Source organism: Pseudomonas sp. FEN (genome assembly GCF_904067045.1).
Classification (GTDB): Bacteria; Pseudomonadota; Gammaproteobacteria; order Pseudomonadales; family Pseudomonadaceae; genus Aquipseudomonas.
In genome coordinates, this window is sequence record NZ_CAJFDC010000024.1 from 98,152 (window position 1) to 114,679 (window position 16,528).

General features: G+C 61.2%; 16 protein-coding genes. All 16 read left to right on the forward strand.

What is annotated here, in order from left to right:
• Nucleotides 1–13 precede the first annotated feature (13 nt).
• The 16 genes from PFEN_RS21000 (at nucleotide 14) to PFEN_RS21075 (ending at nucleotide 16,466) form a co-directional block, all read left to right on the forward strand.
• A complete protein-coding gene (locus PFEN_RS21000) occupies nucleotides 14–748 on the forward strand; it encodes a cephalosporin hydroxylase family protein (protein ID WP_191488630.1) in 735 nt (244 codons plus the stop codon).
• Nucleotides 749–802: 54 nt separating this feature from the next.
• The gene (locus tag PFEN_RS21005; protein ID WP_191488631.1) at nucleotides 803–3,745 is read left to right on the forward strand and encodes a TIGR00180 family glycosyltransferase; all 2,943 of its coding nucleotides are present in this window, start codon (nucleotides 803–805) and stop codon (nucleotides 3,743–3,745) included.
• A gap of 30 nt (nucleotides 3,746–3,775) precedes the next feature.
• Nucleotides 3,776–4,777: a UDP-N-acetylglucosamine 4,6-dehydratase (inverting) gene (gene pseB / locus PFEN_RS21010; protein ID WP_191488632.1), complete on the forward strand. Its 1,002-nt coding sequence runs from the start codon at nucleotides 3,776–3,778 to the stop codon at nucleotides 4,775–4,777.
• Nucleotides 4,774–5,943, forward strand: a complete 1,170-nt coding sequence (pseC, locus tag PFEN_RS21015) for a UDP-4-amino-4,6-dideoxy-N-acetyl-beta-L-altrosamine transaminase (protein WP_191488633.1) — start codon at nucleotides 4,774–4,776, stop codon at nucleotides 5,941–5,943. The genes pseB and pseC overlap by 4 nt, the downstream gene beginning before the upstream one ends.
• 34 nt (nucleotides 5,944–5,977) lie before the next feature.
• On the forward strand, nucleotides 5,978–6,598 hold the full coding sequence (locus PFEN_RS21020) for a pseudaminic acid biosynthesis-associated methylase (protein WP_191488634.1): 621 nt from the start codon (nucleotides 5,978–5,980) through the stop codon (nucleotides 6,596–6,598).
• Complete coding sequence (gene pseF, locus PFEN_RS21025; RefSeq protein WP_191488635.1) at nucleotides 6,595–7,305, forward strand: pseudaminic acid cytidylyltransferase; 711 nt, start codon at nucleotides 6,595–6,597, stop codon at nucleotides 7,303–7,305. Before PFEN_RS21020 ends, pseF begins: the two co-directional genes overlap by 4 nt.
• Nucleotides 7,302–8,807 (forward strand): UDP-2,4-diacetamido-2,4,6-trideoxy-beta-L-altropyranose hydrolase, encoded by a 1,506-nt coding sequence (gene pseG, locus PFEN_RS21030; RefSeq protein ID WP_191488636.1) that lies wholly within the window; start codon nucleotides 7,302–7,304, stop codon nucleotides 8,805–8,807. The genes pseF and pseG overlap by 4 nt, the downstream gene beginning before the upstream one ends.
• Nucleotides 8,800–9,852 (forward strand): pseudaminic acid synthase, encoded by a 1,053-nt coding sequence (pseI, locus tag PFEN_RS21035; protein WP_191488637.1) that lies wholly within the window; start codon nucleotides 8,800–8,802, stop codon nucleotides 9,850–9,852. The genes pseG and pseI overlap by 8 nt, the downstream gene beginning before the upstream one ends.
• Before the next feature lie 230 nt (nucleotides 9,853–10,082).
• Nucleotides 10,083–11,009 carry a ketoacyl-ACP synthase III gene (locus tag PFEN_RS21040; protein WP_191488638.1) on the forward strand — a complete coding sequence of 309 codons (927 nt, stop codon included), beginning with the start codon at nucleotides 10,083–10,085 and terminating at the stop codon, nucleotides 11,007–11,009.
• A gap of 81 nt (nucleotides 11,010–11,090) precedes the next feature.
• A complete protein-coding gene (locus PFEN_RS21045) occupies nucleotides 11,091–12,383 on the forward strand; it encodes a motility associated factor glycosyltransferase family protein (RefSeq protein WP_191488639.1) in 1,293 nt (430 codons plus the stop codon).
• Nucleotides 12,380–12,649, forward strand: a complete 270-nt coding sequence (locus PFEN_RS21050) for a hypothetical protein (RefSeq protein ID WP_191488640.1) — start codon at nucleotides 12,380–12,382, stop codon at nucleotides 12,647–12,649. Before PFEN_RS21045 ends, PFEN_RS21050 begins: the two co-directional genes overlap by 4 nt.
• 192 nt (nucleotides 12,650–12,841) lie before the next feature.
• The gene (locus PFEN_RS21055; protein WP_191488641.1) at nucleotides 12,842–13,693 is read left to right on the forward strand and encodes a flagellin domain-containing protein; all 852 of its coding nucleotides are present in this window, start codon (nucleotides 12,842–12,844) and stop codon (nucleotides 13,691–13,693) included.
• Between the two features lie 73 nt (nucleotides 13,694–13,766).
• Nucleotides 13,767–14,129, forward strand: a complete 363-nt coding sequence (locus PFEN_RS21060) for a flagellar protein FlaG (protein ID WP_191488726.1) — start codon at nucleotides 13,767–13,769, stop codon at nucleotides 14,127–14,129.
• 82 nt (nucleotides 14,130–14,211) lie between these two features.
• Nucleotides 14,212–15,633, forward strand: a complete 1,422-nt coding sequence (gene fliD / locus PFEN_RS21065) for a flagellar filament capping protein FliD (protein ID WP_191488642.1) — start codon at nucleotides 14,212–14,214, stop codon at nucleotides 15,631–15,633.
• A 130-nt stretch (nucleotides 15,634–15,763) separates the two neighbouring features.
• Nucleotides 15,764–16,159, forward strand: a complete 396-nt coding sequence (fliS, locus tag PFEN_RS21070) for a flagellar export chaperone FliS (RefSeq protein ID WP_191488643.1) — start codon at nucleotides 15,764–15,766, stop codon at nucleotides 16,157–16,159.
• A 10-nt stretch (nucleotides 16,160–16,169) separates the two neighbouring features.
• Complete coding sequence (locus tag PFEN_RS21075; RefSeq protein WP_191488644.1) at nucleotides 16,170–16,466, forward strand: flagellar protein FliT; 297 nt, start codon at nucleotides 16,170–16,172, stop codon at nucleotides 16,464–16,466.
• Nucleotides 16,467–16,528 lie beyond the last annotated feature (62 nt).

Sequence of the window (16,528 nt, forward strand, 5' to 3'; positions counted from 1 at the left end):
GCGAGACCAGACAATGACCAAGACCGTTATGCAAGCTTTCGAAGCTGAATGCCAGGCCGAAATCGCCGCCCAGGGCCAGGATGAAAAACTCCAGGGCCTGGCCCGCGATTTCTTCAACGAGTCGGCCAAGCACAAGTACAGCTACCACTTCTCCTGGATGGGCCGGCCGATCATTCAATTGCCCCAGGACATGATGGCGATGCAGGAGATCATCTGGCAGGTCAAACCGGATCTGGTGATCGAGTGTGGTATCGCCCATGGTGGTTCGATCATCTATTACGCCTCCTTGCTGGAGTTGCAGGGGCACGGCGAAGTGCTGGGCATCGACCTTGATATCCGCCGGCACAACCGCGAGGCCATCGAGAGCCATCCGATGAGCAAGCGCATCCGCATGATCGAGGGCTCGAGCATCGCGCAGTCGACCGCCGAACAGGTCCGTGCCGCCGCCGAGGGCAAGAAGGTCATCCTGGTTCTTGATTCCAACCATACTCACGATCACGTACTGGAAGAGTTGCGTCTGTACGCACCGCTGGTCTCGGTCGGCAGCTACTGTGTGGTGATGGACACCGTGGTCGAGGATATGCCGCCGGAATTCTTCCCCGATCGTCCATGGGGGCCGGGTGACAACCCGAAGACTGCGGTCTGGGCATACCTGGAAGAGAACCGTGATTTCGAGATCGACAAACAGCTGGAGAACAAATTGCTGGTCACCGTTGCACCTGACGGTTATCTGCGCCGGGTTCGCTGATTAGCAACGTCATCCTGGGTTCATTGGTCGATTCGGCAGTTTTGGGGAAAGGTTATGCAAGGCAAGTACGTTTCTGAACAGGCACCGCTCCAGGGCAATTTGCAACTCCTGGGCGATTTGTTGACGGTGGTGCTGGTCACCCATAACCGGCCGGCGTTTTTGCGCCGGGCGGTCAAGTTCTATGGTGCGCTGCCTTGCAAACTGCTGGTGCTGGATTCCTCGCCCGTGGCCTATGCCGAGGTCGCGCACGGATACGACTCGGTCGAGTACCTGCATGTACCTCAGTACGACTACTGGAAGCTGCAGAACAAGTTCGCCCACGGCGTGATGAGCGTGACCACGCCGTACATGGTGTTTGCCGCCGACGATGACTTTATCCTGCATGGCGCGCTGGGCGAGTCGGTAGCCTTTCTGGAGAACAATGCCGACTATGGCATGTGCCATGGCTACTGCATGATGTATCTGTCATTGGCGGGCAGCGTCAGCTACTACCGTCGCGACAAGAAAGTCTGTGAGGACTACGCCTCCGAGCGGGCCCAGGATCGTGTGCTGGACTATATGCTCCAGTATTTGCCACCTTTCTACGCCGTCCACCGTACCGCCCTGATGCGTGACTGGCATTCTGCCTTACCGCAAGGCACCAGTTTCCAATGGCAGGAAATTGGTCATGTTTACTACATGCTCGCCAGGGCCAAGGCGCGGATCCTGCCGATCCCTTACGTGGTCCGTGAGGTCAACTATGGCGATTCGGAACACAGCACCGAGGTCTACCACTCGCTGACCTACACCGATGCCAAGTCAGTGGCCGAGCGGGAGGCTTTTGCCGAGTTCCTGGCGTCGTTGCCGACTGCTATCGAAGGGCTCGACCCGGTACAGGCCAAGGCCTTTGCCCTGGAAAGTTTCGAAGCCATGACCGATAGCTTGCGTACCGGGCGGGCACTGACCATGGAAGGGCTTTTCGAGTCCAAGTGGGTCAGTATCAAAGAAGCCCCCGTACGGCGCTTTGGACCCAAGCAGTACATGGAAATGCCCTACTACAACCAGGCGTTTTTCGATCAGTTGACCCAGTTCGAATTCCTGCTCCATGCGATGCCGGCCGGTCGCGTGCAGTTGCAGGGACTGGAGGGGGTGTGGACCCGTCAGGACGACCTGATGCGCCCGCACAACAACGATACCCCGGAAAGCGTGGTGGACCGTCTCTGGCAGGCCCAGGAATGCAACCTGTTCAATCGCCGGGTGGTCAAGCGCCTGGCCCGGCAGTTGGAGAGCCTGGGCGAAGAGGACGAGGCACGGGATATGTTCGCCTGGGCCGAGCGCCTGGATGCCGTCTGTACCGATGACAACCACTCGACCTTCGAGGCGATGCTCTCGGGACGCCTGCTCAACTGGCTGAAAGTCCGCGAGCCGTCCACCCGCGAACTTGAGGCGATTGGCGCTTACCAGTTCGCGCAGGGGAGCGATCCGGTCTTTGGCCTGTTGGTATTGGACCTGGAGAATGATATCGGCAAGCTGCAGGTGACCCTCGACAGCCTGCTGGAAGGGCACAGCAAAGCCTTCCGGATCGTCGTCTTCACCACGGGCGAGCCGCAGGCGGCAACCACCTTGCAGAACACCTTGCACTTCATTCGGGTGACTCCGGGCAATCTGGTCGACAAGCTGAACCAGACGATCCGCCAGTTGCCTTGCGACTGGGTGCTGCTGAGCGAGGCGGGTGACGAGTTCACCGCCAGCGGTCTGTTGCGCGCCGGTTTGGAGTTGCGCGAAGCCGACGGTTGCCGCGCGGTGGCCACCGATGAGATTCAGCGCGACGCCAATGGCGCCCTGAGCGACGTGTTCCGCCCGGGCTTCAACCTCGATCTGCTGCAAAGCGTGCCGGCCCTGATGGCCAGGCATTGGCTGATCCGCCGTGAAGTGTTGCTGGAGGTCGGCGGCTACAAGGCCGACTTCAGCAAGGCCTTGGAATTTGATCTGTTGCTGCGTCTTATCGAGCAGGGTGGCATGGCCGGGCTGGCCCATCTGGACGAACCGCTGCTGATTTGCAGCGTGCCGTCGATCGAGGAGAACGCCCATGAGCGCCTGGCGCTGATCCGCCATCTGAGCACGCGCGGCTACAAGGCCCAGGTCACTTCGCAACGGCCAGGGAGCTATTTTGTCGATTATCGGCATGCCGAGCGCCCGCTGGTGTCGATCATCCTCCACGGCCAGGCGGATTTCGCCGAGCTGCAACGCTGCCTGGACGCGGTCCTGCAAAAAACCCGTTACTTGAAATATGAAGTATTGGTGGCCGATCAGCCGAGCTATGGCGAAGCACTCGCGAGCTGGCTCCAGGCACAACCGCAGGCCGGCAAGGTCAGTGTGTTGCAATCCGACTGGTCGGGCACCTCGGCTTTCTGCAACGCGGCGGCGCGCCAGGCACTGGGCGACTATCTGCTGCTGCTCGCGGCAGACAGCGAAGTGGTCAACCCCAACTGGATCGAATCCCTGCTCAACCAGGCCCTGCGCCCGGAAGTCGGTGTGGTCGGCGCCAAGCTCTACAGCCGTGATGCGAAGATCTCCCAGGCGGGCCTGATCCTTGGCTTGAACGGCGGCGTCGGTTCGCCTTTCGTCGGCGAGAAGAAGGATGCCAAGGGCTACATGCAACGCCTGGTGGTGGAGCAGAACTATTCGGCGGTCTCCTCGGTGTGCCTGATGGTACGCAAGGCGCTGTTCGAGGCGGTCGGCGGGCTGGATGAAGGCGACTTCGCCGAGGCTTTCAGCGATGTTGATCTGTGCCTCAAGATCGGCCAGGTCGGTGCCCTGGTGTCGTGGACGCCGCAGGTGCAGGTTCTGCACCCCGGTACCTTGCCCGAGGCGCCTCAGGCCCTGGCGGTTCTGCGTGAGAAATGGGCCGCGAGCTTCCAGCACGACCCGGCCTACAACCAGCACCTGTCCTTGAGCGGCAAAGGCTTCAGCCTGGGCAGTGCCAGCCCTGTGGATTGGGCACAGTTGCTCGTTTAAGCCTGGCAGGCAGTTAAAGGGACTCACCACATGTTCAACGGCAAATCGATTTTCATCTCCGGCGGTACCGGCTCGTTCGGGCGCAACTTCATCCGTCGCCTGCTGGAGCAGTACCAGCCCAGGCGCGTCGTGGTGTTCTCCCGCGACGAACTCAAGCAGTACGAGATGCAGCAGACGTTCAACGCGCCGTGCATGCGCTATTTCCTCGGCGATGTGCGCGATGCCGAGCGCCTGCGCCTGGCCATGCGCGGCATCGATTTCGTGGTGCATGCCGCGGCCCTGAAACAGGTGCCGGCGGCCGAGTACAATCCCACCGAATGCATCCGCACCAACGTCAACGGGGCGGAAAACATCATTGCCGCGGCCATCGACAATGGCGTGCGGAAAGTCGTGGCCCTGTCCACCGACAAGGCAGCCAGCCCGATCAACCTGTACGGTGCGACCAAACTGCTGTCGGACAAGCTGTTCGTTGCCGCCAACAACATTGCCGGCGAGCAGGCGACCCGCTTTGCCGTGGTGCGCTACGGCAACGTGGCCGGCTCACGCGGCTCGGTGGTGCCGTTCTTCAACAAGCTGATCGCCGAGGGGGCCCGCGAGCTGCCGATCACCGATGAGCGCATGACCCGCTTCTGGATCACCCTCGACCACGGCGTGCAGTTCGTCCTCGACAGCTTCGCGCGCATGCACGGCGGTGAAGTATTCGTGCCGAAGATCCCGTCGATCCGTATCGTCGACCTGGCGTCCGGCATGGCCGGGCACCTGCCACACAAGCAGGTGGGCATTCGCCCGGGCGAGAAACTGCATGAACTGATGGTGCCGCTGGACGATGCGCGCATGACCCTGGAGTTCGCCGACCACTACACCATTCAGCCGTCGATCCGCTTCACCAGCGTCGATGTCGATTTCGCCGTGGATGGGCTGGGTGAGCAGGGCAAGGCGGTCAGCGAGGACTTCGAATACCGTTCCGATACCAATCCGGATTTCCTCGATGTGAGGCAGATTGCCGATCTGCATGCCGGGTTGCCGGTATGACGCCGTATCAGATTCCCTATGGCTGCCAGAGCATCGAACAGGACGATATCGACGCGGTGGTCGCGGTGCTCAAATCGCCCTGGTTGACCCAGGGGCCAACCATCCCGCGTTTCGAGGCGGCGCTGGCCGAACATTGCCAGGCCGATTTCGCCGTGGCCGTGTGCAATGCCACGGCGGCCCTGCATATCGCCTGCCTGGCGGCGGGATTGGGGCCGGGGGACCGCTTGTGGACCAGCCCCAACACCTTTGTCGCATCGGCCAATTGCGGCCGCTACTGTGGGGCCGAGGTGGACTTTGTCGATATCGACCCCCAGACTCTGAACCTTGATGCCCGCCTGCTGGCGCGCAAGCTGGAAATCGCCGAGGCGGGCGGGTGCCTGCCCAAGGTGGTGGTGGCCGTGGCCTTTGCCGGCCAGAGTTGCGATATGCGCGCCATGGCCGAATTGTCCGAGCGCTATGGTTTCACCCTGATCGAGGATGCTTCCCATGCGGTCGGCGCGTCCTACCTTGGGCGACCGGTGGGCTGCGGTGCCTTTGCCGCGATGACCATTTTCAGTTTCCATCCGGTGAAGATCATCACCTCGGCCGAAGGCGGCATGGTCCTGACCAACCGACCCGAACTGGCCGAACGCCTGCGCCGCCTGCGCAGCCATGGAATCACTGGCGATCCGGCGCAGATGAAGGTTCCCGCGCAGGGGCTGTGGTACTACCAGCAACTGGAGCTGGGTTTCAATTACCGGATGACCGACCTGCACGCGGCACTGGGGCTGTCGCAAACGGCCCGACTCGACAGTTTTGTCGCCCGGCGCCGTGAGCTGGCCGCCCGCTATGAGCGTTTGCTGGCCGATCTGCCGCTGCGGCTGCCGGTGGCCCAGGCCGGTGCCGAGTCCGCCTGGCACCTGTACGTGGTGCGCTTGCAACTGGAGCGGATCCCGCTCAGCCAACGCGAAGTCTTCGAGCGGTTGCGGGCGGCCGGCATCGGCGTGAACCTGCATTACATTCCCGTGCACCTGCAACCCTACTACCGCGAGCAGGGGTTCAAGGACGGCGACTTCCCCGAAGCCGAGCGCTATTTCAGCGAAGCTCTCAGCCTGCCGTTGTTCCCGCTGCTCACCGAGGCGCAGCAGGACTATGTGGTCGAACAGCTACGAAACCTTGTCGGTTAAACGACACTCAATGATCCGAGGATAAGCACCCGACATGCGTGAGTTCAGCGAACAGGAAGTGTTCTGGCGTGGCGACTTCGGCGATCAGTACGTAGGTCGCAACCAGGGGCAGGCGCTGGTTGCCGCCAACCTGGCGCTGTTCGCCAAGGCCCTGGCGCGCACCGGCCGGCTCGCCAGCCTGCTGGAGTTGGGCACCAATACCGGCAACAATCTGCAAGCCTTGCATCAACTCCTGCCCGGCTGTGCCCTGCAGGGCGTGGAAATCAATGCCAAGGCCTGCGAGCAGGCACGTGGCCTGGGCATCGCCGAGATCTGGCACGGCTCGCTGTTCGATTACCCACCGGAGCGAACCTTCGATCTGACCCTGAGCAAGGGCGTGCTGATTCACCTGGCGCCGGAGTTGCTGGCGATGGCCTATGAGCAGCTGTACAGGCTGAGCGGGCGCTATATCCTGATTGCCGAGTACTACAATCCGGTGCCGGTGGAAGTGTCCTATCGCGGCAACAGTGGCAAACTGTTCAAGCGCGATTTCGCCGGGGAAATGCTTGATCGTTACCCGGACCTGCAACTGCTGGACTACGGCTTCGGTTACCACCGCGATCCGCAGTTCCCGACCGACGATATCAACTGGTTCCTGCTGGAAAAACGTCCTTGAGCGCGATTGCAATCATTCCGGCGCGCGGTGGCAGCAAGCGCATCCCGCGCAAGAATCTCAAGTTGTTCCATGGCGAGCCGATGATTGCCCGTTCGATTCGCCTGGCGCTCGATTCGGGGCTGTTCGAGCGCGTGATCGTCAGTACCGATGACGAGGAAATCGCCAGCCTGGCCCGAGCCCGGGGCGCACAGGTGCCTTTTCTGCGTCCGGCGGCCCTGGCCGACGACTTCACCGGCACGGCGGCGGTGATGGCCCATGCCGTGGAGGTCCTGCGCCGGGCTGGCGAGGACTTTGCCCTGGCCTGCTGCATCTATGCCACGGCGCCGTTGCTGCAGAAACGTTTTCTGCGCCAGGGGCGTGATCTGCTGCTGGAACAGGCTGACAAGTCCTTTGCTTTTTCGGTCTGCGAGTTCGGTTTTCCCGTCCAGCGTGCGCTGACGCTCGACGCGCACGGCGCGTTGACCGCGCTGTATCCCGAATACCGCCTGACCCGCTCCCAGGATTTGCCAGTGGCCTTTCAGGACGCCGGGCAGTTCTACTGGGGGCGCGGCGAAGCCTGGCTGCGGGGCGATGTGCTGTATTCGGAAAGAAGCCTGCCGGTCATCCTGCCGCGCTATCTGGTCCAGGACATTGACACCGAAGAGGATTGGCGGCGCGCCGAGTATCTTTACACTGCCTTGCTCGCCGCTGGAGAGTTGGAAGCATGAGAGTGCTGATTCGCGCGGATGCCTCGCCAGCCATTGGCAGCGGACATGTGGCGCGCTGCCTGACGCTGGCGCGGGTGCTGCGCGGCGCTGGCGCCGAAGTGCTGTTCGCCTGTCGGGCCTTGCCCGGCCATTCGCTGGCGCGCATCGCCGAGCAGGGTTTTCGGGCTCTGGCGTTGCCGGCCGCGTACGCGGGCGAGGAGCCCGCGGCGGGTATCGAGGCGCCCTTGCCGTGGCAGGCGGATATCGCCGCGCTGGGTAGCTGTCTGGGCGCCGAGCCGGGGTTCGATTGGATTGTCGTCGATCACTATGGTCTCGATCACGCCTGGCAAACCGCCGCTCGCCAGTGGGCGCGGCGTATCGCGGCCATCGACGACCTGAATAATCGTCGACATGCCGTGGATATTCTCTTCGACCAGAACTTCACCGCCGGCGACCCCGAGTATGCCAACCGCTGCCTACAACCCTGTCGTGAGCTTTTTGGCCCGCGCTATGCGCTGATTCGTGACGAGTTCCGCCAGGCACCCGTGCCGATCACCTTGCAGCCACGTCGGGTGCTGGTGAATTTTGGTGGCCTGGATGCGGCTGGAGAAACCTGGAAAGCCATGCGCGCCCTGGCGGATTTCGGCGAGTTGGAAGTGGATTTCATCGCGGGGACCGCCAATCCGATGCTGGCGTCGATCCAGGCCATGGCGGCTGATCGTCCGCGCTGGCGGGTACGGACCTTCGTCAGCGACTTCGCCGCGCTGATGGCGCGGGTGGACCTGTTTATCGGGGCGGGTGGCGGTACCAGTTGGGAACGCGCCGTCCTCGGCCTGCCGACCCTGTGCATTGCAGTGGCGGAAAATCAGCGGGCCAATGCCGAGCGATTGGCCGCGGCCGGTGTGCATGTCTACTTGGGCCGTAGCGATGAGGTGGATGTCGACGGACTCCGTCAGGCCATCGGTTTTGTCCTGGGTAATATCAGCCTGCGGCGCAGTCTGGCTGCACAGTCGCGGCGTCTGGTCGATGGCTTGGGGGCACGGCGTTTCGCCGTGGCCTTGGCTGGCCCGAGCCTGGCCTTGCGTCGGGCCACGGCGGAAGATTCGCGTCTGTTGTTCGACGGGCGCAATGCCGAGTCGGTACGCCGTGCCTCCCTGAATCCCGAGCCCATTGCCTGGGCGGCGCATCAGGCCTGGCTGGCCGCGAGCTTGCTCGATCCCGGACGCCTGTTACTGATCGCCGAGGCCGCGGATGGTCCGGTAGGCGTGCTGCGCTACGATCTTGAGGGGGATCGCGTCGAAGTTTCCCTGTACCTGTTCCAGGAGCGTGCCGGCCTGGGCTGGGGCAGGGCGTTGCTGGCGCGTGGCGAAGCCGCCGTGCGCGAGCACTGGCCGCAGGTGACGGTGATCGCCGCCCAGGTACTGCCGGACAACCCGGCTTCCATCGAATTGTTCCGTCACGGCGGCTATGTCCAGTCGGTTTGCCGTTTCGAGCGAGTGGTAAAGGATCAATGCCATGACTAGTTTCAAGATCGGCCAGCGGCTGATCGGCCCGGACGCGCCGCCGTTCATCATCGCCGAGATGAGCGGCAACCATAACCAGTCGCTGGAGCTGGCGCTGCGTATTGTCGAAGCCGCGGCCAAGGCCGGTGCCCATGCGCTCAAGCTGCAAACCTACACCGCCGACACCATGACCCTGGACCTGGACGAAGGCGAGTTCTTCATCCAGGACCCGGGTAGCCTGTGGGCCGGCTCGTCGCTCTATGCCTTGTATGAAAAGGCCCATACGCCCTGGGAATGGCATGCGCCGATCTTCGCCCGCGCCAGGGAGCTGGGCATGCTGGCGTTTTCCACGCCTTTCGATGAAACGGCGGTGGACTTTCTCGAAAGCCTCGACGTGCCGGCCTACAAGATCGCCAGCTTCGAAAACACCGACCTGCCGTTGATCCGGCGCGTGGCCGCGACCGGCAAGCCGCTGATCATTTCCACCGGCATGGCCAGCGTCGCCGAACTGGATGAAAGCGTGCGCGCCGCCCGGGCCGCCGGTTGCCGGGACCTGGTGCTGCTCAAATGCACCAGCACTTACCCGGCCAGCCCGCAAAACAGCCATGTGCGGACCATTCCTCATCTGCGGGAGTTGTTTGGCTGCCAGGTCGGCTTGTCCGATCACTCCATGGGCGTCGGGGTGGCGGTGGCGGCGGTGGCGCTGGGGGCAACGGTGGTGGAAAAGCATTTCACCCTGGATCGGGCCGATGGCGGCGTGGATGCGAGTTTTTCCCTGGAGCCGGCCGAACTGGCCAGCCTGGTAGTCGAGACCGAACGCGCCTGGCAGGCGCTGGGCCAGGTGCACTATGGCGTCACCGAAGCGGAACGCAAGTCCCTGGTGTATCGCCGTTCGCTGTATGTCACCCGGGACATGGTGGCTGGGGAAACCTTCAGCGCCGACAACCTGCGGGCGATCCGCCCTGGCCTGGGATTGGCGCCCAGGCATCTTGACGCCGTGCTCGGGCGCAGTGCCCGGCAGGCCATCAAGCGCGGGACGCCGCTGGATTGGCCACTGGTCGAATAGCCCTTTGTAGGGCAGATTCGGCAAAATAGCGTGACCTGCGAGTCATAACGCGCATCTTCACTGTATTGTATCGACCTGGAAGATGGCGCCTGGCCCATGACCGGTCCGGTGATAGCCTTTTGTTCTTCCGGCAGTCGCTCCCCCGTGGGGCGGCGTCGAATCTCTGTTTGTCGGCAGCCCTCGGTCCTGGTGAGCGAGGGTTTTCAGCTGTTTATTATTGGGAAGCCGTAATGATTGGCATAAAAAGCATTGCGAGCTACGTGCCTGTAGCCGGCGTGGACAATTACGCACAAGGTGCAAAATTCGAGAAGGATGAAGCTTTCATCCTCGGCAAGATCGGTTCGGCCTTCCTGCCGCGCAAGGATGACGAGCAGGAAACCTCGGACCTGTGCGTCGAGGCCGTGAACGCGCTGTTCGCCCGCAATCCCGAGCTCACGCGCGAATCCATCGACGTGCTGATCGTGGTTACCCAGAACGGCGATGAAGAAGGCCTGCCGCATACCGCCGCCATCGTCCAGGACAAGCTCGGCTTGCCGACCAGCGTGGCCGCGTTCGACATTTCCCTGGGCTGCTCCGGTTATGTCTATGGCATTTACGCGATCAAGGGTTTCATGGAAGCGACTGGCCTGAAGAATGGCCTGCTGGTGACCGCCGACCCGTATTCGAAAATCGTCGACCCCGAAGATCGCAACACCACCATGCTCTTCGGTGATGCGGCGACGGCAACCTGGATGGGCGAAGGCGCGCCCTGGCAGCTGGGCAAGGCCAAGTTCGGCACCGACGGTTCCGGCGCGCCACACCTGAAGGTCAGCGATGGCGTGTTTTTCATGAATGGCCGCCAGGTATTCAACTTCGCCTTGCTCAAGGTCCCGGCGCACCTGCACGAGTTGCTGGAAGAGTCCGGCTTGCAAGCGGACGATATCGATGCATTCTGCATCCACCAGGGCAGTGCGGCGATCGTCGATGCGGTGGCACGGCGTTTCGAGGGTGAACCCGAGAAGTTCATCAAGGATATGGTCGAGACCGGTAACACGGTATCCTCGAGCATTCCGTTGTTGCTGGAAAAACATGTGCTCGATTCCACGTTCAAGCGCGTGGCCCTCAGCGGCTTTGGCGTGGGTTTGTCCTGGGGCTCTGCGATCATTCAGCGGGCTTGAGTGTTTAACGCTTCTGAAAGGGCGCTCCAGGTGAAATAACCTTGAGCGCCATTTTTTTGCGTGGATGTTGAGTGAGATGGCATGAGTGAAAATTTCGAGGACAACTTGCAGGTCATCGGCGCTCGTTGGCCGGGCCTGTTGGCGCGGCTATTGGCCGAGGACAGCGAGTCGCTGGCGGTCGAACTGGTGGAGGGGCTCGGCTCAACCCTGAGCGTGGGTGGGATTCAGCTCACCAGTCGGCACGATCGCGTCGCCGAGGCCCGGCTACAGGCCGCCAGCCTGCAGCCGGGCAGCCCCTTGCTGCACCTGTACGGTACGGGGCTGGGCGATCTGCAACAGGTCCTGCTGGAGCTGCCGAGCTTGCAGCGCCTGCGCGTCCATATCCTCAATGGGGCGCTGTTCAAGTTGGTACTGGGCCTGCTGGACCAGCGTTCGTGGTTGGACGATCCGCGGGTTGAATTGAGCTATGCCGCCGATCATCCCGAGATTCTTCTGCCGTTTTTCGCGCTGCCGGCCGAACTGGCATTGGCCGATGATTGCAATGCGCGGATGCGTGATCGTCTGGTTGGCGAGGTGCTCCTGAGCTTCAACAACCGTGAATTCGATCCGAGGTCCGCGGTGATAGTTCAACGTCTACGGGACACGCGCGAGGTGTTCGGTGCCGATCGCGATGTGGCCGAGCTGTTTTCGACGCGCGTGGGCCAGCACATCTATGTGATTGGCACCGGGCCGACATTGGAGCAGCAGTTCGACAAGTTGCGTGCGATCGGCGAGCAGCCGGACCGCCCCTTGTTCATCAGTGTCGACACCGCTTATCGGCCCTTGCGCGAGCACGGGATCAGGCCGGATATCGTGGTCAGCATCGACCAGCGCATCGGTTTTCGGCATTTGCCCCCCGAAGCGTCCGACGGTATTCCCCTGGTCTATATGCCGTTGAGCGATCCCCAGGTGTTGCACGCCTGGAAAGGTCCGCGCTACGGCGGTTGTTCCATCAGCCCGATCTATGCCTCGGTCCGCGAGCAGTTTCATAGAGGTCTGCTATTCGTCGGGGGTAGCGTCCTGCATCCAGCGGTCGACCTGGCGGTGAAGATGGGCGCGGCGCGCATCACCCTGTTCGGCGCCGACTTCGCTTTCCCGCTGAACAAGACGCATGCGGGCTGGAAGGATGGCGATCTCGGCCCGGGTGTCGAGCTGGCACGGCACTGGGTGCTGGATGGCCAGGGGCAGCGGGTCAGGACCCAGTTGAACTTCCGTCGCTACCTGGTTGAACTGGAGCGCTATATCGCCTGTCATCCGCAGGTGACTTTCCTGAACAGCAGTCGGGCGGGGGCCCGGATCCTCGGCAGCGGATTCGACCAGGAGTTTGTGCGATGAATCGGTTGGCGCAGTGCATCGAGGATGCTCGCGAATGTGCCGGGCTGTTTCGCCTGGGGCGTGATGTGGAGGCGGCATTGGAGATGGTCGAAGTGTTCGACACGGCTCAGCTGGCATTGCAAGGCGCGCCGCAGGAGGTCCGGCAACAGTGGGCGCAACTGCTGACGCGCATGTTGGCGTGCCAGGAGTCACAGGACTGGTTGGGGCTGGCCGATTGGATGGAGTATGAGTTGGTGGGGTTGCTGGAGTCGGCGGCAATTCCCTGACGTCATTTTTTCTCCTGGGACGAGGCGCCAAGTCCTTGTTTTCCAAGGGGTGGCAGGGTGATGGCAAAATTTTTAAAAAAAGCCCTCAAGCAACTTGCAATCCCGACGATAACTATTACGAAGGTTCTCTAGGCCATACCCGGCGCTTGCCAGGGCCGGAAGCCGCAGTACCCAACCAACGAGGATTTCGTCATGTCTTTAACCGTAAACACCAACGTGACTTCGCTGTATGTTCAGAAGAACCTGAGCAACGCAGCAGACGCCCTGTCCACTTCCATGCAGCGCCTGTCTTCGGGCCTGAAAATCAACAGCGCCAAGGACGACGCCGCCGGCCTGCAGATCTCCACTCGCATGACCAGCCAGATCCGTGGTCAGAACGTTGCGGTTAAAAACGCCAACGACGGTATCTCCCTGGCGCAGACCGCTGAAGGCGCGCTGCAAGAATCCACCAACATCCTGCAGCGTATGCGTGAACTAGCTGTTCAAGCCCGTAACGGCACCAACGGTACTGCTGACCAGAAAGCGACCAACGCTGAATTCGCCCAGATGTCGGACGAATTGACTCGTATCGCCAACTCCACTCAGTTGAACGGCAAAAACCTGCTGGACGGCTCGGCTGGTACCGTTACCCTGCAAGTGGGCTCCAACACTGGTTCGGCTAACCACATCGACCTGGTACTGAGCTCCAAGTTCGACGCCGCCAGCATGTCCGTGGACAGCGGTACTCTGGTTCTGACCGGTGCTACCAGCGCCGCCGCGGCATCGAACATCGATAACGCGATCACCGCGATCGACGCCGCAATCGCTGCAATCGGTGCTACCCGTGCCAACCTCGGTGCTTCGCAGAACCGTCTGACCAGCACCATTTCCAACCTGCAGAACGTGACCCAGAACGTGACCGCTGCACAAGGTCGCGTACAGGACACCGACTTCGCTGCTGAAACCGCTCAGCTGACCAAGAGCCAGACCCTGCAACAGGCTTCCACCTCTGTTCTGGCTCAAGCCAACCAACTGCCTTCCGCTGTACTGAAGCTGCTTCAGTAATTTCGGAATGAGTTTTGGCGGGGGAGTGTGCTGGTCGCGCTCTCTCGCTTTTTCACGTTGAGAGGTGATGGACGTGGACATGAGTGTAAAGCTTAATTCGTCTTACCCAGCTGTTACGCCGACCAGTTCAAGCCCTGTTGCCGATAAAACGGTCACGGCGCCTCAGGCGGATACGGTAAAAGCCGTTTCGGCCACCAGCAAGGACTCGGGGTCTTCCGACAGGCTCAAGCAGGCTGTGCAGGATATCGAAAAGTTCGTGCAGTCGATCAAGCGCAATCTGGAGTTTTCCATCGACGAGCACTCGGGGCAAGTCGTGGTCAAGGTCATCGCCAGCGAGACCGGCGAGGTGGTGCGACAGATTCCCAGCGAAGAGGCCTTGAAACTGGCTGACAACTTGAGTTCGGCGAGCCACGTGCTGTTCGACGCGAAAGCCTGACAGCTGGCATGAATAGTGTTTGCAAGTTCTTCAGGCGCTGGCAAAGGTCAAAAGACTGGCAGCAAATTGTGGGGAGATAGGCATGGCAAGTCCAATTTCAACGAGTACGGGCCTGGGTTCCGGCCTGAATATCAGTTCGATCGTGGATGCGTTGGTCGGTGCCGATAAGTCGGCCAAGCAGTCGCAGATCGACACTCAGACAAAAAGCAACACGCTGAAGCTTTCTGGCGTGGGCTCGCTGAAAAGCGCGCTGACAGCGTTCCAGACCGCGCTGACCAATCTTAACAGTACAACCACTCCACAGTTCCCGGGTTTTTCGGCAACATCGGGGACTCCGTCGACTTTGACGGCCACCACCGATAATACTGCGGTAGCGGGTACCTACAGCATTTCCGTCACTAACCTTGCCACGGGCTCGAAGGTAGCCAGTGCTTCGTTTGCCGGTGGTGCGACTAGTGCCATTCCGAGTGGTACCCTGACCATCAGTCAGAATGGCACTAATTACAACGTCACCATCCCGGCCAATGCCACCTTGCAGACTACGCGGGATGCGATCAACTCCACGTTGTCGGCCAATGGTATTTCCGCCAACATTGTGACCGACAGCAACGGTTCGCGCCTGGTGCTCGGTTCGACTACCACGGGAGCCGGTTCCGACTTGTCGGTCAGCGGTATTGCCGGGCTGGCGATCGATGGCACTCAGGTGATGAGCAATCCCCCGTCGGCGACGAGCTCGGGGACGGTCTCTGCGTTGGCCAAGGATGCGAACCTGTCCATTGATGGTCTGACGGTTACCAGCAAGACCAATACCGTCAGTAGTGCTGTCAGTGGGCTGACACTGAACTTGGTTGCGGCGGGAAGCTCGACGGTTACCGTGGGCACCAACACCACCGGTCTGCAGACCTCGATCCAGACTTTCGTGAGTGCCTACAATACCCTGATGCAGACAGTGAATACGCTGAGTACGGCGACCCTGGATGCCAATGGCAAACCAACCGTTTCAGCGGCGTTTACCGGCGATTCGTTGCCGCGCTCGCTGATCGCCGACATACGTGGCGCGCTCACCACTCCGGGGGCGAGTAGTGGGTTGGCGGTACTCTCTCAGCTGGGGGTGGCAACCGACCAGACCACGGGGCAGTTGAACTTCAACAGCGCCACGTTCACCAGGGCCATGACCACCGATGGTCTGAGTGGCCAGGTGCAGACGCTGTTTACCGGCACTACCGCAAACTCTGGTGCGGACGGTCTGTTGGCGCGGATGACCAAGGCTATCGATCCTTACGTCAAGACCGGCGGATTGCTCGATCAGCGCAGCACCAGTCTGAAGACTCAGTCCACTGACCTGACCAATCAGCAGGCGGCCTTGGATCTGCATGTCACCAACCTGACCGCCACGCTGACCGCCAAGTACAATGCCATGGACCTGGTGGTCGGGCAGTTGAAGCAGACCGCCACTAGTATTACGTCGTTCTTCACCTCGCTGAACGCACAGAAATCGGGCTGACTCCCGGCGTCCACGGCAAAAACCCGGCTGCGTTTACCGCGTGCCGGGTTTTTGCCTTTTGGGTCTAAAGTTTTTTGACTCAAAGGCGATACACTGCTTATACGAACCCTGAGTGGTAACGAGGTAGAACATGAATCCGATGCTAGCCCTTCGGCAATACCAGAAGGTAGGAGCCCAGGCACAGACCTCCGAGGCCAGTCCTCATCGCCTGGTGCAGATGCTGATGGAAGGTGGCCTGGACCGCATTGCCCAGGCCAAGGGTGCCATTGAGCGCAACGACATCGCCGCCAAGGGTGTCGCCATCGGCAAGGCCATCGGCATTGTCGGTGGCTTGCGCGAAGGCTTGGACTTGGAGAAGTCGGCGGATTCGCTGGGTGATCTGGACAATCTTTACGCTTACATGATGACGCGTCTGGCGCAAGCCAATATCCAGTCGGACACCCGGATGCTCGACGAAGTCGCCGGTCTGCTCACCACGGTCAAGGAAGGTTGGGACGCCATCGCCGCACCAAGTCCGCAGTTTTAAGGAGTTCATCATGAGTCTCGTACTGCAGCGTATCGAAGAAACCCGTGCCGCCTTGGTGAAGGCTTTGGCCGATCGCGACTGGGAGGCCATCACCCGGTTGGACCTGGCCTGCCGCGCCTGCATGGAGGATGTGCTCGGCGAGACTGGATTGGACGAGGATGCGCTGCGCGTCAAGTTGGAAGAGTTGCTCCATGTCTATCGTCAGCTGCTGGAAGCGGCCATGGGCGAACGTCAGTCGATAGTCGATGAGATGTCGAAGATCCAGCAAGCAAGGAACGCCGCAAAGGTTTACCATCTGTTCGGTTAGTGTTGGGTTAATCGAACCGTATTGCGCCATAAATTTGACTATGTACGCTTTTTTGACTTAAC